General features: G+C 42.1%; 16 protein-coding genes and 1 pseudogene. 10 read left to right on the top strand and 7 right to left on the bottom strand.

The genetic code is table 11. The features are described from left to right. Positions 1-127: 127 nt before the first annotated feature. The 3 genes and pseudogenes from ligD to AC1RM2_RS00525 all read right to left on the bottom strand — a co-directional run bounded on the left by ligD (position 128) and on the right by AC1RM2_RS00525 (position 3,648). Positions 128-2,842: pseudogene (gene ligD, locus AC1RM2_RS00535) on the bottom strand (DNA ligase D). 60 nt (positions 2,843-2,902) lie between these two features. Then, on the bottom strand, positions 2,903-3,085 hold the full coding sequence (locus AC1RM2_RS00530) for a hypothetical protein (protein WP_492982337.1): 183 nt from the start codon (positions 3,083-3,085) through the stop codon (positions 2,903-2,905). A 32-nt stretch (positions 3,086-3,117) separates the two neighbouring features. Then, positions 3,118-3,648, bottom strand: coding sequence for a hypothetical protein (locus AC1RM2_RS00525; RefSeq protein ID WP_492982335.1), 531 nt, complete (start codon positions 3,646-3,648; stop codon positions 3,118-3,120). A gap of 141 nt (positions 3,649-3,789) precedes the next feature. On the opposite strand from AC1RM2_RS00525, the gene AC1RM2_RS00520 reads away from it, so the two are divergent. Next, on the top strand, positions 3,790-4,185 hold the full coding sequence (locus tag AC1RM2_RS00520) for a hypothetical protein (protein WP_492982333.1): 396 nt from the start codon (positions 3,790-3,792) through the stop codon (positions 4,183-4,185). Positions 4,186-4,945: 760 nt separating this feature from the next. Here AC1RM2_RS00520 and AC1RM2_RS00515 read toward each other — a convergent pair. Continuing rightward, positions 4,946-5,647: a hypothetical protein gene (locus AC1RM2_RS00515; protein WP_492982331.1), complete on the bottom strand. Its 702-nt coding sequence runs from the start codon at positions 5,645-5,647 to the stop codon at positions 4,946-4,948. Positions 5,648-6,058: 411 nt separating this feature from the next. On the opposite strand from AC1RM2_RS00515, the gene AC1RM2_RS00510 reads away from it, so the two are divergent. Continuing rightward, the gene (locus AC1RM2_RS00510) at positions 6,059-6,376 is read left to right on the top strand and encodes a hypothetical protein (protein ID WP_492982329.1); all 318 of its coding nucleotides are present in this window, start codon (positions 6,059-6,061) and stop codon (positions 6,374-6,376) included. An 84-nt stretch (positions 6,377-6,460) separates the two neighbouring features. On the opposite strand, the gene AC1RM2_RS00505 is transcribed toward AC1RM2_RS00510, so the two are convergent. Beyond that, positions 6,461-7,354: an SMP-30/gluconolactonase/LRE family protein gene (locus tag AC1RM2_RS00505; protein ID WP_492982327.1), complete on the bottom strand. Its 894-nt coding sequence runs from the start codon at positions 7,352-7,354 to the stop codon at positions 6,461-6,463. 132 nt (positions 7,355-7,486) lie between these two features. Next, entirely contained in the window at positions 7,487-11,176 is a 3,690-nt protein-coding gene (locus tag AC1RM2_RS00500) for a patatin-like phospholipase family protein (RefSeq protein WP_492982325.1), read from the bottom strand. Positions 11,177-11,517: 341 nt separating this feature from the next. Here AC1RM2_RS00500 and lysS point away from each other — a divergent pair, with 341 nt between their 5' ends. From lysS to AC1RM2_RS00470, 6 genes are all read left to right on the top strand, one after another. After that, positions 11,518-13,239: a lysine--tRNA ligase gene (gene lysS / locus AC1RM2_RS00495; protein ID WP_492982323.1), complete on the top strand. Its 1,722-nt coding sequence runs from the start codon at positions 11,518-11,520 to the stop codon at positions 13,237-13,239. A 210-nt stretch (positions 13,240-13,449) separates the two neighbouring features. Further along, the gene (locus AC1RM2_RS00490) at positions 13,450-14,727 is read left to right on the top strand and encodes a M16 family metallopeptidase (protein WP_274213775.1); all 1,278 of its coding nucleotides are present in this window, start codon (positions 13,450-13,452) and stop codon (positions 14,725-14,727) included. Positions 14,728-14,851: 124 nt separating this feature from the next. Next, positions 14,852-16,135 carry a M16 family metallopeptidase gene (locus AC1RM2_RS00485; protein WP_492982320.1) on the top strand — a complete coding sequence of 428 codons (1,284 nt, stop codon included), beginning with the start codon at positions 14,852-14,854 and terminating at the stop codon, positions 16,133-16,135. A gap of 193 nt (positions 16,136-16,328) precedes the next feature. Further along, positions 16,329-17,801 (top strand): IMP dehydrogenase, encoded by a 1,473-nt coding sequence (guaB, locus tag AC1RM2_RS00480; RefSeq protein WP_492982318.1) that lies wholly within the window; start codon positions 16,329-16,331, stop codon positions 17,799-17,801. Between the two features lie 169 nt (positions 17,802-17,970). After that, entirely contained in the window at positions 17,971-18,591 is a 621-nt protein-coding gene (locus AC1RM2_RS00475) for a hypothetical protein (protein ID WP_492982316.1), read from the top strand. Continuing rightward, positions 18,588-19,172, top strand: coding sequence for an LOG family protein (locus tag AC1RM2_RS00470; RefSeq protein ID WP_492982314.1), 585 nt, complete (start codon positions 18,588-18,590; stop codon positions 19,170-19,172). The genes AC1RM2_RS00475 and AC1RM2_RS00470 overlap by 4 nt, the downstream gene beginning before the upstream one ends. 429 nt (positions 19,173-19,601) lie before the next feature. On the opposite strand, the gene AC1RM2_RS00465 is transcribed toward AC1RM2_RS00470, so the two are convergent. Then, complete coding sequence (locus AC1RM2_RS00465) at positions 19,602-20,375, bottom strand: C1 family peptidase (protein WP_492982312.1); 774 nt, start codon at positions 20,373-20,375, stop codon at positions 19,602-19,604. Positions 20,376-20,709: 334 nt separating this feature from the next. Between AC1RM2_RS00465 and AC1RM2_RS00460 the strand changes: the two genes are divergently transcribed. Beyond that, positions 20,710-22,338, top strand: coding sequence for an acyl-CoA carboxylase subunit beta (locus tag AC1RM2_RS00460; protein ID WP_492982310.1), 1,629 nt, complete (start codon positions 20,710-20,712; stop codon positions 22,336-22,338). Positions 22,339-22,513: 175 nt separating this feature from the next. Continuing rightward, positions 22,514-22,939, top strand: a complete 426-nt coding sequence (locus AC1RM2_RS00455) for a DUF3592 domain-containing protein (RefSeq protein ID WP_492982308.1) — start codon at positions 22,514-22,516, stop codon at positions 22,937-22,939. Positions 22,940-23,003 lie beyond the last annotated feature (64 nt).

Below are 23,003 nucleotides of genomic sequence, written 5' to 3'. Positions count from 1 at the left end.
GCCCAATCAAACTTGCCCTTAAATGACCAATGACCAATGACCAATGACCAATGACCAATGACCAATGACCAATGACCAATGACCAATGACCAATGACCAATGACCAATGACCAATGACCAATGACTGCTAACCGAAAACTGATTTCGCTTTTTCCATTGTTTTTTCCAAATCGATGGCCTTTCCCAATACTCCTTTAAATAAATCACCTTCAACCTTCAGCCTGTCTATTGAATTGAATATGGTAAAGTGTTTCATGGTAAGGCCGAGTTTCACCTCGTCCCAATGCAGGGGCATAGATACGGTGGCACCAATTTTGGGGCGGAGTGAGTAGGGGCCGGCTATGGTAGCGCCGGGGCGGTTTTGTAAAAAATCAAGATACATCTTGCCATCACGCTTTGCCACCATCCGCTCCACGGTAGTGTAATCGGGAATTTGTTCGTGAACGATGTTTACAATGATGCGGGCAAATAACTGAGTTTGATCATAACTGTATTTGGCATCGGTTGGGATATATATGTGCATACCGGTTGAGCCGGAAGTTTTGCAGTAGGAGGGAACATTAATGGCATCCAGTATCTTTTTAACTTCCAGGGCCGCAGCAATTACCTGGTCGAAGGTGTTTTTGTCGGGGTCGAGGTCAATCACGCAATAGTCCGGGTTGTCGGGCGATTGAATACGACTGAACCAGGGGTTCATCTCGATGCAGCCTAATGACGCCATCCATAGCAGGCTCGCCTCATCGGTGCCCACCAAATATTCTTTGTGCTCGCCTTCGCCGTTGGTATACGGAAATGTTTTTACCCAATCGGGCGCTTTGCCTTTTACATCTTTTTGGTAAAAACTTGGGCCGTGAATACCGCCGGGAAACCGGTTAAGCGACATGGGGCGATCTTTCAGGTACGGTAAAATATACTCGGCAACCTGGTAATAGTAGTTAAACATATCGCGCTTGGTTACCTTATCCTCGGGCCAGTAAATTTTGCTCAGGTGGGTAAATTTTAAATCATGGCCGCAAATTTTGCGCACCTGGGTTTCGTCGGTTGGGTTTAGCAAGGTTTTTCTTCCTTTCTCTTTTGGCGGTTTTATGGCCGATGCATGGCTGCCTTCATGTTTTTCTTCGGCTTGTTCAATGGCAGCTTCGGTGGGTTCTGCAACCTCGCGCACTACATCTGTTGCCTTTTTATCAACGCGCATACCCTGGAATGACGGGTGACGGAACACGCCGTCGCTGGTAACTTCGCTAAAAGCTACTTCGCAAACCAACTGGGGCTTTAGCCATGTTGCCTTGGCTTTGGGCGGATTTGGCCTGAAACGCTATGGTTTGTTTACATCGGGGATAGTATCAAAAGGACTTTTATCAGTTATTAATGGCTTAAATTGTGCCATCATTTCCTTTTGTACTTTATCCGAAAAACCAGTGCCCACTTTACCTACATATTGCAGGTTTTTATCCTCATAAACACCCAGCAGCAATGAGCTGAACTGTTTGGATGTATCCGCGTTTTTAGTAAAACCCGCTATCACCACTTCCTGCCGTTTATTAACCTTGATTTTGAGCCACTCCTTTGAACGCAGGTCGGGCGAATAAGTGCTGTTTGCTTTTTTAGCAATGATGCCTTCCAAGCCCATCTTTTCGGCAGCTTTAAAAAATTCGGTGCCGCTGGCATCAAATACCTTACTTACACGCATCCTGTCGTCATCGGTTGGCAAAACTTGCTTTAGTATAGCCTGGCGTTGCGTGAGCGGCAAATTCACCAGGTTTTTACCATCGTACCATAAAATATCAAACACATAATAAACCAGTTCGCCATCGGCCTCGCTGCGCCAGTTTTGAAGGTTGCCGAAGTTAGAGATGCCTTTATCGTTCAAAACCAGGATCTCGCCATCCAATACAGCGTTAATGTTCCAACCCTGTAGCAGTTTGTAGACAGGGTAAAACTTTTGGTTAAAGGTTTTATTGTTGCGGGACAATAGCTCTACCTCTCCCTTGTTCACAAAGGCCAGCGCGCGGTAACCATCCCATTTTACCTCGTAAACCCAATCAGGGTCGTCAAAAGGTTCATCAACCAAAGTGGCCAGCATGGGTTTTATTCCTGTTGGTATTTTAGCTTTCGGGGCTTTTTTTAATATAGCGGTGATGTTAATATCACCCTGTTCAGCTAAGCTTTCTTTGGGCTCAGTTGCTTCAATCACCTTTTTTATTGATGCGGCCTTCTTCGGCTTTGCAATGTTTTCTTCATGCCCGTTCTGCCAAACCTTTTCACCGGTTTTTTCCATCGCTTCAATGGTTTTTCCCGATATTACCGATTTATCTTCTTTAATAATATCTTTTTTTGATGCAAAATTATCATCGTGCTTTATCAGCAGCCAGGCATTATCGCCCATGCCATGGGTTTTTACCAGGGCAAACTCGCCCTGTAGTTTTTTGCCATGGAGCTTTATTTTTAATGATCCGGATTTGAGCTCTTTTAACAGGTGCTTTTCCTGCTCTTTTTTGCCTTTAATTTTTTCGATGGGTTCGTAGGTGCCCTCGTCCCAAACTATAACCGTACCGCCACCATATTCGCCTTCAGGTATAATGCCTTCAAAGTTACGGTAATCATAAGGATGGTCCTCAACCATCATGGCCAGCCGTTTGGTTTTAGGATCTGTTGATGGCCCCTTGGGCACTGCCCAGCTTTTGAGCACGCCATCCATCTCCAGCCTGAAATCATAATGCAGCTGCGAAGCATCATGTTTTTGAATTACAAAAGTCAGGCTGTTTTTGTCCTTACTTTTTCCTGCTTTGGGTTCGGCGGTCTTGGTAAAATCCCGCTTCTCTGCATATTTTTCCAGGCTCATGGTAACTAATGTTTGATTAATGGGATAACATTATGTTGGTGAGGAAAGTTTTAGGGTAGTTCACTGGTTCATTGGTATCCAGGTGGTGCCAACGCAGGAGAGGAAGAGGTGTACCACCCCGTACCAGGGTGTTTCAACCGTACCACCCCGTGTCATGGTGTTTCTGGGTGTTTCATTTCCGGGCGATACACACACTTTGTTGGTTAGGCTTGGTACCGGGAGTTTAATAATGTTAGCACCCAATGGGTTGTGGATGAAGAAGGAAAGTCGTTGAGTTATTTTTGCCTCCTTTTGAAATCCCCTGCTATACGTTTGCACTTTATGTAATTATAAAGACCGTGATAGGGGGAAATAATATTTCTGGAACCAACAATTGATGTCACATTTATATAAACGTTTTCCCTGTCGAAAATAACTGTAACTATCCTGCCCGAATTAAGCCCTTTGGGCGCTTTTACATTTCTTGAGATCTGACCGATAGCAAGTGGAATGGCATCGCCGAAATATTCCGCTAAAATAGCTGTAATATCGGCGCGGTTAGCATTTTCACTAAATCCTTTAAAGTGGGTTAAATTATTTAACAATACCAGGTTAAGTGTAAAAAACAAAGCGAAACCATAAAAGACAAACGTTAAAAATAACGTATAATGATTTTTGGGATTTAAATTAACTGCAATGCTCACGAAAATTAATGCCAAACCTAAAGACCAGGTTAAAAGGTAGCTGAAAAAGTTAATCCAGCTAACTTTTGGTATCAGTATTTTGTAGTGAATGCTTTTTTCGACATTTACAGATATAAACGGCATAGTTCAAAAATACTTAAAGTATTTATATTTACTATTCAACAGATAGTAAAGTAGTAACAGCGGTACCACAGCAGCTATTTATGGCCAAAAAAATTAAACCAATACTGCAAACATCAGTCATACCCAGAAAAAACATAAACTATGAAAAAGATATTCATAATGATAGCTTTAGTTGCAGGACTGGGCTTGTTTGCACATGCACAGGAAAAAGTAAAAGCAACTCCCGCATTACGGGCTGCAAAACAAACTAAGGTATTGGCCAAACAGCTTAACTTAAGCAACAGCCAGATAACCCAGGTAAACGCAGTACTGTTGGAGCAGGGTAGAGGACTTGATAGTTTGAAGGCCCTTAAAGGTACAAATGATAAAAAGGAACAACGATATTCACATAAACTGGTTCGTGACAACGCGCAGACCAAACTGGAAGCTATTTTTACAGCCGAACAAAAAACGAAATACCTTGCTTTTATAGAGGCCCAAAAACAAAAAAAGGCCGCCAGGAAAGAAGCGAAGACATCGCCGGTGCCGCAGAACTAACTAATTGTATTTTGCGGGATAAGTTTTAAACCCCACAATGTAATAAGCCGCCCTGATATGTCATGGCGGCTTTGTTTTGTGCGCCGTGGCGAAAATTTTCCCAATTTGATGTACTTAATACCTCATTAAGAACTAATTGTGCTGCTTAAAGTACAAAAGCACGCTGCCTTGCAGCAAGGCTATAACAGTTTTTTATCTTATATAAGCGTCGTTTTCAATAAATCACATCAAAATCTGCAAAAGTCATCAACATAACCAACAAATACGCAAAATATTTTAATCTAAGGGCACTAATGGTATTATTATTGCGTTAAATGAACATATTGATATACAGGCAAATAATGTGTTGAAATGACAATTATTTATTTAACAATATTGTAGTTAAATCGGCGTTGTATTATTAAATTGTTAATAGTTGACTTTTTTACTTAAAATATTTGCAAAATAAAAGATGTGTTGTATATTTGCAGTGTAGTATTTGTAAGGCGCTGAACGGCAGCACCAGAAGGTTCGAGACCTCCCTTACAGCTCTTCTCATAATTTAGGTTTATAATTGGTTAGAACGCGCCCCTGCCCATCAGAGGGCGCTTCTTGTTTCTAATGGTTTTTGAAACTTTCAAAACCAAATCTGAAAGCACCCAGCCTATCGAAACGTCGTTTGATGAATTTGGATAATTACCTGTTGATTATTACGCAGTTTATCAAATTCGGTTAAAAAACGCCGATATGATTTGAGTTATCTTTATTTGCTTGCCCTGCTTTAGCCAATAAAACTACGCCAATGATTCTTCCAATAATGCTTCAAATCAAAATAGATATGTTTACCTGTTGGAATAGGTGTGTTACCATTAATCCGCACTTTCCATTTTTTTATAAAAACACGCTTTTTACCGTTGAGTTTATAAAACGAAATGCCATACTCACCGTTATCGTCATACTTAATATTGCCCACGTTGATGATCTTTGAATCAGCAATGTAAAACAGGTTGCTGCTCCAAACTCTTCCCATACAACAATCCTCGTAAGTATAGTAAAATTTTGTTGTTGGTATCCTTTCAGCATTTGAACAATCGCCGGCTAATTTGAATGCCTTTGATTTTACGTCGTAAATAATCAAGTCCTGTGCACCCGAATCTACTCCCCTTAGTTCTACGGTGATATCTTTATAGCCATCTCCATTAAAATCAATGAATTTAAAATAAACCACTTCCTCATCGGCAGTTGCTTTATAAACTATTTTACCGCTTTTATCTTTTATATAAAACCTGCCGTGGCTAACGCCATCACCAAAAGTATTTATCGCAGTATAGCTAATGCCGTTTACAATTTCGGTTTTACTTTGTAATACTGAATCTTTTTTTGAGGTTAACGGTGTTAAAACCGGCTTCAAGCCGAGATATAAGTGCAGTTGCACGACATTAAAAAACGTTAAAAAAAGCAATGTTTTACCGATAAAATTCATTAATGTAATATAATAAATGACTTACCAATTTACATTTTTTAATACAAGAAAATTAGTTTTTGCCTGCTTTAAATGAACGTTAAGAATCGCGATTTTGGAAATAAAGAAGAATGGGAAAGAGTTAGGTATATTTTTTCCTTGTTGTCGAAAAATATTTATACTTAGCTGTGCTATTCACATAAATGAAATAAGCTCTGTTACGGATTGAGTCCAATTGTACGGATTAAACACCGAAAAACGGGTTCTATGTTTTATCAGGTAAATATCTTTTTCGATTTAACTTAACTTAATTTGATTTGCCACATCCGCTTTAAATTGTACCTGTCAATATTAACCATCCACAATAACCATCATAGAGCCATAAAACAAAACACTTATACTACTGTATTAATCTATGAAGACCACTCTATTATGAAAAACCCGGTTTACGCAGATTTAAAACACGCCGACGGCACTTCACGAAATATTATCATCGAACCGGTACTGGAACATGATCTGGTAGATACAGGGGTATATAAAATTTACAAAACTTCGGTCGACAATGAGTCAATGCTGTTTACGGAAGAAATGGAGATTGATGGCGATGGCCCCACCTTAGCCGATGAAGACAATCCGGATTATTTAGGCGCAATATATTTCCCCCAATCAGGTCCCTGGCACTACGAAGGCGAACTGCTCAGCAACGGCGAGCAGCAGCAAATTATTTCTATATTACAACAGAAAGCATAGTGTTGTAGTCTATAGTTGAAAGTCCTAAATTTCAAGTCAAAAGAACTAAATCCGACTTAAGACTCATGACTTAAGACTTCCGACTTAATTAGTCCCCTTTACCTTCATCTGGAAAGTATATACAGCTTTTGAGGCGGTGATGAAAAGTACATCACGGTTTTTGCCGCTAAAACAGATATTGGCTGTCCATGGTTCGTCAATATCAATGTGGCCAATTTTTTCGCCTTTAGGGTTAAAAATAGTAACGCCTTTGCCGGTGAGGTATATGTCGTCCAGTTCATCAATCGTCATCCCGTCTGACCCCATGGCTGCAAAAAGTGTTTTGTTGGTTAATGAACCATCTTTATTAATATCGTAGCGATAGGTTTTGTTGTCACCTATATCGGCAACAAAAAGATGTTTGCCATCGGCAGTGCCAACTATACCATTTGGCCTCACAAATTTATCATCAACAATAACCGCTTCGTGCTTGCCTTTAGGCAGGTAGTACAGTTTCTGACCGTCAAGCTCGGGCTTTTTGTGCGTCCAATAGTCGCGTTGGTAGTAGGGGTCGGTAATATAAAGACCACCATCGGGCCTCACCCAAACATCGTTTGGTCCATTAAATATTTGGCCTTTATAGCCTGTAAGCAATACTTCTATTTTTCCTTTTGGGCTGATAGACCAAAGTTCGTTTTTGCCATCGGCACAGCTAATCAGGTTGCCTTTGCTGTCAAAATCCATTCCGTTGCTGCGGCCCGCGCTATCCATAAATACAGAAAGTTTGCCATCTGTGCTATATTTCCAGATCTTGTTATTGGGCTGATCTGTAAAAAATACATTACCTTTTTTGTCAACTGCCGGCCCCTCGGTAAACGAGAATTGTTTGGCGATTAACACTGCTTTGGTGCCGGCGCTGTATAAAGCAGTAGTATCCTGGCTAAACACTTTGCAAGTGGCGGCTACCAGGCCGAATAATATCAGGGACAGTTTTTTCATAGTTTGGGTAATTGGTTAGCTAATATAGATTGTTTTTTGGGTATGATTACCCCAAAGGAAAAACAATTCACTTAATCTGTAAACCAATTACTCACTTTCAATTGCATTAATATTAAAAAGAGCTCTGCTTACTTAGCCCATTTTCAAATCCTGTAAGCTATTGATAGAATGATAACCTAATTTTCGATAACTTTCAAACTGGGCCTCATCAAAAAACTGGTCGCCGGTTGATTGCTGAGGAAACTCGGTGTTGGCAATGGCATATTCGCGGATATCAACGGGCTCATCGCCGGTAAGCGCGGTTTTTACATAAATTATGGTACCCGGCGACTCTTTTAACCCCGGATAAGTAATGGTACCGCTTGCAATATGGGCGTTACAATACCCCGTATCTTTATCCTTTTTAGTGATCTTAGTAATATCCAAATCAATCTCTACCCCAAAATCTATCCGGCATCTTCTTATAGCATTTGCCAGCCCTTCACATGATGCATCGTCATCCTGTTCGCCATCGCCAAGTAATATATAATTGCAACGCCTTCTGATGAGTTCATATAAACCCATATTATCAAAATGACCACCATCCGAAAGGCATACATAATCTGTATTAATATCCGATTTGCCAATCAGGTCTTTGATCAAATAAGCCAAACCTGTTTTAGGATCAGATCGTTTCCATTTCTTGAGTCTTGGGTTTCCTATCCACCAGCCCAGGCGTACATTAAAAACAGTTAACAAAAAAGCGATAGGGGCCGAGGAATGATAGCCCCAGTTGGGGTTAACCGCTGCTCCTGAAATAGCCATAGCAGTACCTAATGTTGGTCCGCCGTTTTCGTCTGAAAAATTTTCTGTGGGGCGATACCCATATTCATAAACCGGGTTTCTGTTAGATGCAGCTGAACGTGTAGGACTAAAATCGTATCCGCAGAAAAGCGGTGAAAATATAAATGATTCAGCTTTACGATCCTGCCTGTCTAATGCAGAAACCACAGTAGCATTTAAGGATGTATTTATAATAGGGTAAGGGCCAATATAACCATTTCCTGATCGCATGGAAGCCAATAACATATCGTCATTAGTGTCAAAATCGGTAAATGAATTAGCCGTCTCCTCCCTGTCCGACCGGCGCCTTGTAGCCCCCATATATGCCCTTATTAACCGGTTACGGTAAAAATGATGCAATGAAAATTCGTTTACGCCAACACGCCAGCTTAAAGCCCAGGTACATAAACCTAACAACACCGTTAAAAAAACACATAATAAATTACCTTTTAAACCTAAAAAGGCCCAATCGTTACAAAGGTTTTTTACGCCTACTACCAAATACCCCCCAATCAGTAAAAAGCCAAGCATAAATAAATAGGGGGCAATTTTTATAAAAATCTCTGTTACGCCTTTTGAGCCTTTTTGATCTTTGGGAGATAACTCTTTAGACTCGAACGCCTTTTTTACAGCCCATCCAATAATGGCTGTCCACCCTCCCCATAAACCAATCGCTTTTTTTATGACATAACTTTTAACCATATAGCTTTTAAATACATCCGGAATTATTAATGCCGCAGAACATACCAACAGCCAAATTAAAATAAACCGATGAACAAGGCCCCCCATACGGCCCCACCATTCCCTGCGTTCATCAGGGAAAAGAGTGCCCATTATTGCCATCCTTACTACAACACTTAATGATATAGCTTCAAATACCAACGGCACACCAACTACTAATGCAACGGTAGGATTTGCTACATTTAAAGATTTAAAGCTTGCATAATAAATAATCTCGATAACTTGCCAGCTAAGTACCAAAAACAATATGGCAGCCAACACCCCGGCTATTGATGATACTACGATACCTATAAAAGTAAAAAAAGTATGTCTTGCATCAAGCATTCCTCCTTTGAGGTGTTTTATCATTTGGGTATTTATAACCGTTTGGTTTTGCCACTGTTTGTTTGCCCTACCCAATTTTTTTAAATCTTCGCGCTGGTGATAGTTACCTAATAAAGCTATTAACATCATTCCTAAAAAACCCGCCACGCTACACGGCAACCAAAGCAGGTTCCATTTAACCATTAATCCGGAGGTAACAGGTACCGAAATGTAAAACCAGGTGGTTATCATAATTGAACATAAGGCCCCCCAGGCAATTAAAAAATGTGCGAGATATGTTTTGATAAACTCTAAGGTGATCTCTAATTTGCTATATATATTCCAAAAAAAAACTTTAAAAGCCTTGTCAATCTTATTCCACCCGGATGTGAGGCCCGGTAATTGCCGGATAATTACATTGCCCGTTTTTTGCCATCTTCTAAACAGCTTAAATAGAAACTTTTTGTATCCGGGACTAAGTTGATTACCCTTCTTATTGTTCTTTTTATCAAACGACCACATGCCAAAGCCGGCAAGGAATGCTACAGGGGCAACTACAATTAAACTACTAACAAAAACGCACAAAAAACTAAAGCTTATGTGTGTAAACGGAAAATGGAGCCAGCCTCTATATAAATTATCAATAGTTAACAATATTGTTAATAGTATCATCAACAATATACATTGATTAATAACGGTATTACGCAGCCAGGTAATGCCCATTGTCCACGCATCGGGCGACATAATGCTTGCGTTGGGTGACAAATAATTGCTGAACATACGTAACCACCTTATAGGGCGTACTTCATCTGCCAGTGGGTCTCCTGATTTATCCGGGCACAACCTGTCGGTTACCTTACTAATAGATGCCGACCTCATCAGCCAGGAGGTGTACCATGTACCTATGTAACCTCCTCCCGAAACAGTTGAAAGATAATCAAAACGACCAAGCAAATTTAAGGAAGCAAGCTTTTGCAATATCCCAAGATTAAAAGTGGCCGACCGTATCCCTCCGCCTGAGAATGCCAGCCCCGTAAGCTTCATGCCCTGGGCTTTCTGTAAGGGGTCATTTAAATCAGCTGCACTTTTTGGTTCCGTAAAGCCCTTCGCCGTATCTACTTGTCCTGCAGTAATGGCGGGTGGAATATCCCTATCTCTTGATTTCCTTAAACTTTCTACTTCAAATAATTCTTTGCTAAAAAGTGTTTCAAACGGTAAGGCTATCTCTTTATCTGTTAGTGCTTTTAAAAGGTCGCTGTCGTTTATAATTAATTCTTTTAATGATGGCCTGGGTTGGGGTTTTACGCCAATTAATTTTTGCCAAAGCTTTTCAGGATCGGGCTTATCATAGTCCTCCTGCCATTTTTTTAGCTTGCCTCTATCGTGAGCGCTTAATAAATCGATATAAGCAGGCTTATAAACCTGGTAAAGCCTTTGATTGTATGTGTTTGTACTTTTTTTTCGAATTACAAAAACAACCTGCAATGGTAAATATTCTAATATTTTCACCAGTTCAAACCGTTGCTCCGGTTTACGGTAAAGGATATCCCTGATGTGTTGTCGCCAAAAAAATGGGCTACAATAAATAGCTGGCGTTTCGGAGTTATTTTCTTTGCTTGAATATTCATTATTATTAAAGATCCATCTAAGTAGTCCGGACGCTATTTTAAAAAATGAAAGCTTTAATAATTCGGGGTTATCCACATCATAGCTGTGCCAGATTATTTCACTTAACCGGGCATCATAATTTGTGACATGGGCAAGTGACGTTTTAAAATCGTCCTCTGTAATGGTGCCCCAACCAGCAATATTTGTTAGTTTAATTTTAAATAAACGCTTAGCCTCGGCTATATTTTCGGTTTCATTTGGTTGTTTTGACAAACTATTTTTACAAATATCCTGGGTAACAGTAATAAAAGTGACAGCTTGCGCGGTAAGGTCGGTTACAATATCCATATTGTTAATTGGTTTAAGTTAAATTAATAAGCCGGGCAAACAATAATTTAACGAGTTGGCAAAACTTAAGAATAATAAGCTATTGAAAGTATATTAAGCAATTGATTGTTAATTTCAATTGTTTAATAATCAATTATTTAAAGCATGAATCTATTAACTAAATCCTGAAATAACTCGCGTATTTTTACGTAATCTGTACCGTATTTTCACGGTGGCAGGCGTGCCCGCTTTTAAGAATAGTTTAAATGAACAAAAAGTATCTGCAGCTAATACAATTCTCATTATCCAGTACTCATTAAAAACGCTATTTTTGCACCTTTATTAAAAATACCGTTCAAAACATGAGTATTGCACTATCCGAGCAGGAAATTATCCGCCGCGAATCTTTACAAAAATTAAGGGAACTGGGCATAAACCCGTACCCCGCCGAAGCATTTGATGTTAACGCCTGGGCACAGGATATTACCGATAATTTTGCAATAAAACCCGAGGCCTACCAAAATGTAGTTATCGCAGGCCGTATCATGACCCGCCGTATCATGGGCAACGCATCGTTTGCCGAGATCCAGGATTCAACCGGTCGTATCCAGATTTACCTTAAACGCGATGATATTTGCCCCGACGAGGATAAAACTTTATACAACACCGTATTTAAAAAACTGCTTGACCTTGGCGATTATGTTGGAATTAAAGGTTATGTGTTTTTAACGCAAACCGGCGAAATTTCTGTTCACGTAAGAGAATTAATCGTTCTTTCAAAATCGTTGAAACCACTACCCGTAGTTAGGCGCGATGATGAAGGAAATATATATGATGCGTTTACCGATCCTGAGTTGCGTTACCGTCAGCGCTATGTTGATTTAACGGTTAACCCGGCTTACAAACAAATATTCATCAACCGGTCCAAAGTGATCAGCAGCATGCGCAATTATTTTAACGCGCAAGGGTGGATGGAGGTAGAAACCCCCATACTGCAGCCTGTACATGGCGGCGCAGCGGCACGCCCGTTTGCTACGCACCACAATACGCTGGATATGCCATTGTTTTTGCGCATAGCCAATGAGCTTTACCTGAAACGCCTTATAGTTGCGGGTTTTGATGGTGTGTACGAGTTTGGTAAAATGTTCCGTAACGAGGGTATGGACCGTACCCACAACCCGGAATTTACAGCCATGGAAATTTATGTGGCCTATAAAGACTATATATGGATGATGGCCATGGTTGAAGAATGTTTGGAAACCGTTGCCAAAGCCGTTCATGGTATTCCCGTGGTGCAGGTAGGCAGCAACGAGATCAACTTTGCTGGTCCGTACGAAAAATTATCCATGTACGATTCTATCCTGAAATATACCGGTATAGATGTATCGGCCATGGATGAAGCCGCTTTGCGCGACACCTGTGCCGAATTGAAAATAGAAGTTAACCCAACTATGGGCAAAGGCAAACTGATTGACGAGATCTTCAGCGCCAAAGTTGAGCATAACCTGATCCAGCCAACTTATATTACCGATTACCCAATTGAAATGACCCCGCTTGCCAAAAAACATCGTACCAAAGATGGCCTGGTGGAGCGTTTTGAGTTGTTTGTAAATGGTAAAGAAATAGCCAACGCCTACTCGGAGTTAAATGACCCGATTGACCAGCGCGAGCGCTTAGAGGAGCAGTTGATACTGGCAGGCAGGGGCGATGATGAAGCTATGGCCATGGACGACGACTTTTTACGCGCCCTGGAATACGGTATGCCGCCAACATCTGGCCTGGGTATCGGTATCGACAGGTTGGTGATGCTGATGACTAACCAAAGCACCATTCAGGAAGTATTATTCTTCCCGCAGATGCGTCCAGAGAAAAAGGCTAAAGTTGTTACTGCTGACGACTTTATAAATATAGGTGTTAAGGCCGAGTGGGTACCCGTGCTTAATGCAATGGGGTTCAATACGGTAGATGAACTAAAAGCCGCCAACCCCAACAAGGTATTTAATGATCTTGGTGGCATGCGCAAAAAATTAAAGCTGGATATTACCATGCCTACCAAAGACGAGGTGATGGCCTGGTTTAAATAATATAAAAGGTAATACCTTGTCATATTAAGGACCGCGGGTTATCTTCTTAAAGATAATTCGCGGTCTTTTTTTATTCACCTTACTTAGCGGCTTAGGCTTATTTTGAAGCTGTTTTTTTCTTTGTCTTGATTCTTGACTCTTAATTCTTGACTCTCATCCCCGATTGTCGTCAAAAGTTTTACATTTGCTTTGTTAAAATAAGAACTATCCATGGTTAAATTCAACCGGTTTACACTGGATAATGGCCTCCGGGTTATTGTTCATGAAGATAATACCACGCCTATGGCAGTGCTCAACATTCTGTACGATGTTGGTGCACGCGACGAAGATCCCGAGCAAACCGGCTTTGCTCACTTGTTTGAGCACCTGATGTTCGGCGGATCTGTAAATATTCCCAGCTACGATGAACCACTGCAAAGGGTAGGGGGCGAAAATAACGCCTTTACCAGTAACGATATCACCAACTATTACATCACCCTGCCATCGGCCAATATCGAAACGGCATTTTGGCTCGAGAGTGATCGTATGCTTAACCTCGCCTTTAGCGAAAAAAGCCTCGAGGTGCAGCGTAACGTAGTAATTGAGGAGTTTAAGCAGCGTTACCTTAACCAGCCTTACGGCGATGTTTGGCTAAAACTGCGCCCGCTGGTTTATAAGCAGCACGCTTACCGTTGGGCTACCATTGGTAAAACCATCAAGCACATCGAGGATGCTAAAATTGAGGATGTGAAAGCATTCTTCAAAAAACATTATAATCCGCAAAACGCCATTATGGTAGTTGGGGGCAATATCACAACCGAAGAGGTTAAAAAACTCTCCGAAAAATGGTTTGGCCCAATCCCCGCTGGTGAGAAATACACACGCAACCTGCCGCAGGAGCCCGAACAGCATGACGAACGCCGCGAAACGGTTACTGCCAAAGTGCCGCTGAACGATGTGTACATTGCCTTCCAGATGGGAGCAAGGCTGGATGATGATTATTACCCGGTAGAACTGCTGAGCGATATCCTGTCGCGTGGTCACTCCTCACGTTTGTACCGCAGTTTGGTGCAGGACAAGCAAATTTTTAGCGAGGTACATGCCTATATTACCGGCAGCCTGGATAAAGGTATGTTTGTGTTAGAGGGTAAACCCTTGGAAAACGTTAGTATTGAGCAGGCCGAAGCCGCGTTTTGGGACGAGTTGGAAAAAGTAAAAGCCACGGAGATTCCGGCTGATGAGTTGACCAAGGTACAAAACAAGACCGAATCGACCATGGTGTTTTCTGAAATGTCGTTGTTGGATAAAGCCATGAACCTGGCTTCGTTTGAGTTGCTGGGCGATGCTGACCTGCTGAACCAGGAAACCGCCAAATACCTGGCGGTAACTCCTGCGCAGATCAAAGAAGCCGCCAACAAGATATTCAGGAAAGATAATTCATCAACGCTGATTTATTTGGCCGAGAAAGCCGAAGTTTCTGAATCAGAGTTTTCAGAATTAGAGAATTAACAGAATTGGAATTGATCTGAACCACGATTTTTCAGATTAACGGATTTACAGGATTAGTATAATCAAATCCAAAAAATCTGATTAATCTGCTTAATCCGGGTTCAGAAAAAAGAATTACTGACCAATGACCAACTTAGATAGAACATTAGCCCCTGATTTTAAGGCTATCGATAATATAAACCTGATACGCCCCGCGCATAAAAAGCTCGGTAACGGCTGTAATATATTTTGCTTTAACTCCGGCGACCAGGAATTGGTACGTATAGAATGGATTTTTGGCAACCTGCGTTTTAACCCGGCGCTGCCGCTGTTAAACATGGCCGTAAATACCATGCTTACCGAAGGTACCAGCACGCTAACCGCAGCCCAGATTGCCGATAAGGTTGATTTTTACGGCGCCTTTTTGCAGGTTGAATACGGGTACGAAAACTCGCAGGTTGTATTGTACAGCCTTAATAAGCACCTGCACCATACCTTGCCCGTTATTGTTGATATTTTAACCAATTCAACCTTCCCCGAGAAGGAATTGGAAACTTTTAAACGCAACCAGCAGCAAAAACTACAGGTTAGCCTGCAAAAAAACGATGTTGTTGGCCGCCGCAATTTTAACAAGGCTGTTTATGGCGATACCATATACGGGGTGGGTGCAAGCTTTGATAATTATAAAGCCCTGCAGCGCGATGAATTGGTTGCGCACTATAAAGAGCAATACCAGCCATCAAACTGCACCATTATCATTTCAGGGAAAATTGAACCGGAAACTTTGACGCTTATTACCGATACCTTTGATAAAGGATGGGTAAATGGCGATAAACCCGCCGATACCACCCAACCCGAAATTGTACCGGCTACAGAATTATTTTATTTTACCGAAAAGCCCGACGCCCTGCAATCGGCAATCAGGATAGGTACGCCGATGATTAACCGTAACCACCCGGATTTTCAGCAATTGCAGGTATTGAATACGGTTTTGGGCGGCTATTTCGGGTCGAGGCTGATGGCCAATATCCGCGAGGATAAAGGTTACACGTATGGCATCGGCTCGGGCCTTGGCTCGTTTAAGCAAGGCGGATCATTCTTTGTAGCTACAGAGGTTGGGGCAGATGTGTGCAAAGCGGCCCTTGCCGAAATTGAAAAGGAAATCAATATCCTTAAAACCGAACTGATCCCCGACGAGGAGCTTTCATTGGTACGCAACTACATGTTAGGCTCGCTGTTAGGCAGCCTGGAGAATGTTTTTTCGCATGCCGATAAATTCAAGAGTATCTATTTTGCCGGTTTGGACTATGATTATTATGACAGGTATGCCGCCACTGTAAAAAGTGTCGACTCGGCAAGGTTATTGGAATTAGCCAATAAATATTTCCATTTTGAGAACTTCTATAAAGTGATAGTAGGAAAGTATTAATTTTTGATTTGGGATTTCGGATGTTCGATTTCGGATTTGGTCTTTATTTCCGAAATTGAACATCCGAAATCCCAAATTTCCCCAAATATCACAGAAAGGCAATTTTTAAATAATTCCGAAATCGAACATCCGAAATCCGAAATAAAAAGTTAGCTTTGCCCGGCAAATAATAACTCCAAAATAATTATTTGCTATGCAGTTAGACCCATCTAAATTTGTTGCCGAAGGATTAACTTACGACGACGTTTTACTACTCCCCGCTTATTCAGAAGTATTACCGCGCGATGTTAACACCAGCAGCTGGTTAACAAAAAACATCCGTTTAAACATTCCCATCATTTCGGCAGCAATGGATACAGTTACCGAAGCTGGCCTGGCTATTGCCATTGCCCAGGCGGGTGGTATAGGTATGCTGCATAAAAATATGACCATACAGGCCCAGGCTGATGAGGTGCGTAAAGTTAAACGATCTGAAAGCGGCATGATCCAGGATCCGGTTACTTTGCTGGAAGATGCCCTGCTTGCAGATGCATTCCAGATCATGAAGGAGTTTAGCATTGGTGGTATCCCGGTAATTGATGCCGATCATCGCCTTAAAGGCATTATCACCAACCGCGATCTGCGTTTCCAAAAAGACATGAGCGTTCCGGTTAGCTCGGTAATGACAAAAACAAACCTGATCACGGCTCCCGAAGGTACTACACTTACCGAAGCAGCCTCGATACTGCAAAGCAATAAAATTGAAAAATTACCGGTTGTAAATACCAATGGTAAGCTGGTAGGCTTAATTACATACAAAGATATTCAGAAGGTTAAAAACTTCCCCAACGCCTGTAAAGACGAATTTGGCCGCCTGCGTGTAGGAGCCGCCGTTGGCGTTGCTGCCGACAATATCGACCGCGTAACTGCCCTGGTAAATGCCGGTGTTGATGTGGTCACGGTTGATACAGCCCATGGCCATAGCAAAGGGGTTATTGATATGGTGAAAGCCATTAAAGCTTTACATCCAAACCTGCAGGTTATTGCCGGTAACATTGCCACTGGCGATGCGGCTATTGCCCTTGCAGATGCAGGTGCCGATGCCGTTAAAGTAGGTATTGGTCCGGGTTCAATTTGTACTACCCGTATTATTGCGGGTGTGGGTGTACCACAACTGTACGCCGTTTACGAGTGTGCTAAAGCATTAGAAGGCCGTGGCATCCCCGTTATTGCCGATGGCGGTATCAAACAAACAGGCGACATTGTAAAGGCTATAGCAGCCGGTGCAAGCTCTATCATGGCAGGTTCACTGTTTGCCGGTGTGGAAGAATCACCGGGTGAAACCATCATATATGAAGGTCGTAAGTTTAAATCGTACCGTGGTATGGGCTCGGTTGAGGCGATGGCAAAAGGATCGAAGGATCGTTATTTCCAGGATGAAACCGATGTGGTAACTAAACTGGTTCCCGAAGGCATTGTAGGCCGTGTGCCATTTAAAGGCAACATGGGCGAAGTGATATTCCAGTACATTGGCGGTTTACGCGCCGGTATGCACTACTGTGGTGCTGCCAACATTGAAGACCTGCAACGCGCCAAGTTTGTACGCATAACAGCGGCCGGTATGCGCGAAAGCCATCCGCACGATATTACTATTACCAAGGAAGCTCCCAATTATACAAGCAGGTAAGCAATTATTGAATTATTGAATGACTGAATTATTGATTTTTATTCACAGTCATTCAATAATTCGATAAATCTATAATTCAGTAATTAAAAAACAAAAGAAGCTCCCAATTATACAAGCAGGTAGTTTTGAGCTTGATATGCTGTTGTTCGGTTAACCATTTGATGAGATTATGAGTGAAGAAACAGATGTGATAGATGCAGATAAACGGTCTATGCTCAAACGCAAGGCCATTATCTGGGGTTCTGCCCTGGTTGTTGTAGTTTGGTTTTTCTTTTGGGGAGTGCCTATCAATTACATGAAATCGGCACTAACTGTGCTGGCTATCATGGCAGGTGTATCGATAACGGTATGTTTTTTCATGACATATTTTGCAATTAGGTTTTTGCTGTTTCCGGGTAAAAAGGATAATCCCAATGAAGGCTATATTATTTTTGCCATCATTATGGTTGCTTTTTTTGGTTCATGCGTTCTGATGATATTTACAGAGACCAAGCGCGAACAGCGCGAGCTTGAAAAGTATGGGCAGATAGCTATGGCGAAGATAGTTGATGGCAGTTCGTTTGCTACCCGCAGAATCGATCTTACGAGTGTGAAATTGGTGTTCACAATGGCTAATGGTGAGGAATACACGGTTGATGAGTCTGTATCGCATGTTAATTTTGACATGTTTTACCAGGGACAGGAGATTCCTGTAATATACTCTACAGAGCATCCAACAATATTGGAGATACTTTACCGAAGGGAAGAACTTGACAAATACAAGAAACTCATTAGCGACAGGAAAAAATGAAATCCATCTGCGTATTCTGCGGTGCCAACTTTAACGGCGATCCTTTATTAAAACAAGCTATTGAGCAACTGGCCGAAGTTATGGTAAGCCGCGATATTACCCTGGTATTTGGCGGCGGTAAAGTTGGCGTTATGGGGCTGATAGCCGATGCCATTTTAAGCCGTGGCGGTAAAGCGATAGGGGTAATACCCCAATTTTTGATGGATAAGGAAGTTGGCCATACCGGGCTTACCGAACTGCACATTGTAGATAACATGCACCAGCGCAAGCAAATGATGAATGATTTGTGCGATGGCATCATCACCCTGCCCGGCGGACTTGGTACCCTCGAAGAGTTTTTTGAAGTACTAACATGGCTTCAGTTGGGCCTGCACAGCCACCCGATAGGCCTGCTTAATACCGGCGGGTATTACGATTCATTGCTAAAGCAACTGGATGTAATGGTTGAGCAAAAATTCCTGAAACCCGCCAACCGCGAACTGGTGATTACCTCCGGAGACCCAATTGAACTGGTAAACCTGATGAGTAATTTCAACGCCAGGCCAGACGAAGTTTGGTTTAAGGATAGAAACCTCTTTTAAGTCAAAATTCAAAAGTAAAAATTCAAAAAGAGAAGTTCGAAAAATGGGTGCTATATCAATTCTGTTAATTCTTAAATTCTGCAAATTCTGACAAAAGTGTTAGGGATTGGCGTGGATACCGGCCAACGCGCGTAATGCCTGCAGGCGTATGAACAGAAAGCCCGGCCGCAGGCAACACCCTCTTTTAAGTCAAAATTCAAAATTCAAAAAGAAGGGGTTGGCAATTCATTATTTAAATTTTGAAACCGGCTTTACCGTCTTGACGCCATTAAAATAAACACAGGCAATTCAGACAAAATCCAAAAATCCATTAATCTGCTGAATCCCGGTTCAGAAAAAAAACAACAGATTTCAGACATCAAACATGCAAAAAATCATCTGCACATTTGAAATCTGAAATCTGCACATCAAAAGATCTGCACATCAAAATTACCCTTCCACCTGAGTTATTGTCCAGAAGTCATCGGCAAGGTCGGTACTGGTGATGTAATCATAGGGCATTAAAAAATAGCCTTTTTGGCCCCAGGCATCGCCCCAGCTGTTGCGGATAATGAATGCTTTCTTACTATCGTCATACCCGGCAGCCATAACCGCATGGCCACCCAAAACACTTTCGGTTTTTGCGGGCATAGGCAATATGCCGGTTTGGGCAACTGTAGCGCTTTCGAAGCTTTGGTATACGGTAAAGCCAAAAACAAAGGGGTTGCCGGTAGCAAGGCACGATTTGAGCTCGCTGATATTCATATTATTTAGACGGGTATATTGCAGGGCCTGGCTTTTTTTGGCTTTGGTGTATGATGTTTTTGTTGGCTTTTTGGCAAATTTCTTGATATTATAAGGCCAAAGTTTCTCGTCGCAAACGCCCAGGGTGGCTACTGATTTTACGCCGTCGCGCAGCTGGGCGCCGCTATCCTGGCTAACAGTACCTTCCAGCACCCGTTCGTTATAATAAATAAACAGGCGCGATGGATTAAATACCGGCAGTTTTTGGCGCATCAGTTCAAATTGAAATGCCCCGCCTATGGCGTTGGCTGTGCATGACCCTAATTGGCCCTGATCATAAACAGGGGGGCATTGCAGTCGCAGGTCAACCATTGGTGGTAAAGGCTTGGCTAAAGCTTCGGGCCTTACAATGGCATATCTTAAATCGCGATGATCGGGCAAGTCGGGAGTCCAGCCGTAGTGTTGAGTTTTTTGTATCATGACAGATGGGGGCTAAGTGAATGTGAAGTAAAGCTATATGGATTCAGGTAATTATATATACGTGTTTTTACGTTATTTTAAACGTAGTGATACTGTTTCGCTGCGCTGTCATTAGTCATTAGTCATTGTCGCTGCGCTTGTCATTAGTCATTTCGCTTCGCTGTCATTGGTTTATTTATTAAAAAAAATTAAAACAATCTTCGTCAAGTCGGCTTGGCGTTAAATGACCAATGACCAATGACCAATGACCAATGACCAATGACCAATTGAAAACTAAAAATTACCTTTACAACGGTAATTATCCCTAAATTACGTTTTCTATTATATACCAATTATGGATCTGTCGTTCAATATAAATGAAGATATAAACAAGCAGCTTGTTTATGAGCTTAAAACCCGGTTAAAAAAAGTTTACCTGGGCGGCGGCGAAAAGGCTGCTTTGAAACAAAAAGAAAAAGGCAAAATGCTGGCGCGCGAGCGGGTGGCCTATTTGATAGATAAAGATAAACCCTGGCTGGAGGTTGGCGCTTTTACTGCCGATGGCATGTATGCCGAGCATGGCGGCTGCCCATCTGGCGGTGTAGTTTGTGGTATTGGCTATGTATCGGGCAGGCAGTGTGTAATTGTAGCCAATGATGCCACGGTGAAGGCCGGCGCCTGGTTCCCGATAACGGCTAAGAAAAATTTACGCGCCCAGGAGATAGCCATGGAAAACCGGCTGCCTATCATTTACCTGGTAGATTCGGCGGGGGTGTATTTGCCTTTACAGGATGAGATATTCCCGGATAAGGAACATTTCGGCCGCATTTTCAGGAATAATGCCATGATGAGCAGTATGGGTATCGTCCAGATTTCGGCCATTATGGGTTCATGCGTTGCGGGTGGCGCGTATTTGCCTATCATGAGTGATGAGGCTATGATTGTAGAGGGCACCGGATCGGTTTTCCTGGCGGGATCGTACCTGGTTAAATCGGCCATAGGCGAGGATGTAGATAACGAAACCCTGGGCGGTGCTACCACGCATTGCGAAATTTCGGGAGTTACCGATTATAAGCAGCCAAACGACCAGGCCTGCCTCGATTCTATTCGTAACATTATGAGCATGGTGGGCGATTATAACAAAGCCGGGTTCGACAGGATAAAGCCCATTGCCCCCAAATTAGATCCCAAAGATATTTATGGCATTTTGCCTGATAACCGCGAGAAGGCTTACGATATGCGCGAGATTATTTTACGGTTACTGGACGATTCGGCTTTTGAAGAATATAAGGAAGGTTACGGTCAATCCATCATTTGCGGCCTGGGCCGGGTTGATGGCTGGGCAGTAGGCATTGTGGCTAACCAGCGTAAAGTGATTAAATCAAAAAAAGGCGAAATGCAGTTTGGCGGAGTCATCTATTCCGATTCAGCCGATAAGGCAACCCGGTTTATTATGAACTGCAACCAAAAGAAAATTCCGCTGGTATTTTTGCAGGACGTTACCGGTTTTATGGTAGGCAGCCGCAGCGAACAGGGAGGCATTATAAAAGATGGCGCCAAAATGGTAAACGCGGTAGCCAATTCGGTAGTACCCAAGTTTACCATAGTTATAGGTAACTCCTACGGCGCAGGTAACTATGCCATGTGCGGCAAGGCTTACGATCCACGGCTGATATATGCCTGGCCATCGGCAAAAATAGCCGTTATGGGCGGCGCGCAGGCAGCCAAAGTGCTGGTGCAAATGCAGTCGGCAGGGTTAAAGGCCAAAGGGGAGCTGGTAGATGAGGTAAAGGAGCAGGAACTGTTAAAACAAACCACCGATAGGTATAACAGCCAAACCACACCATACTATGCAGCTGCACGGCTTTGGGTTGATGGCATTATCGATCCGCTGGAAACCCGTAAAGTAATATCTATGGGTATAGAGGCTGCTAACCATTCACCTATTGAAAAAGCGTTTAATGTGGGGGTGATACAGACGTAGTTGTGAGTTGTGAGTTGTGAGTGGTGAGTAGTGAGTGGTGAGTAGTGAGTGGTGAGTAGTGAGTGGTGAGTTAAATAGCCGTTAAGATAATCAAAATCCAAAAAATCTGATCAATCTGCTTAATCGCGGTTCAGAAAAAAATCCTGTTAATCCTGCTAAATCCTTAAATTGTGTTATGAATGCAACAATTGACGAATTAATATTATTGGCCGGCGGAACCTTTCTTATAGTTTGGGGGATAGGGAAAATAAATGAACGTCGTAAACTACTGAAATCCGGAATTAAGGTTGATGGTGTAGTTTTTAAATTAGAAGAGCGCTTAAGCAGCAGAACAGACCGAATGCTTTTATACTATCCGGTAATTAGGTATGTTACTTTAGATAAAAACTGGATAACTGAGGAATACGATGTTGGTTCTAACCCTTCTGCATATAAAGAAGGGGACATTGTCAAAATAATATATGACCCTGCAGATCAAAAGCATTTTATAATTGATAACTTTTCAACTAAAATTTTCGGATGGGTACTTGCCTTGATAGGGGGGGCGATATTAGCAGGTGTACTAATTTACTATATATTAAACCAATATTCTCCAAATTAACCGCTCACATCAGACTGTCATCCTGAGGTACGAAGGATCTGTTCGCAAACTTTTCCATCGGTCA

The sequence above is a fragment of the Mucilaginibacter sp. GW822-FHT03E02 genome, from assembly GCF_058801545.1.
The sequence above is the reverse complement of the archived record's forward strand: the minus strand, read 5'-3'. Positions and strand labels throughout refer to the sequence as shown.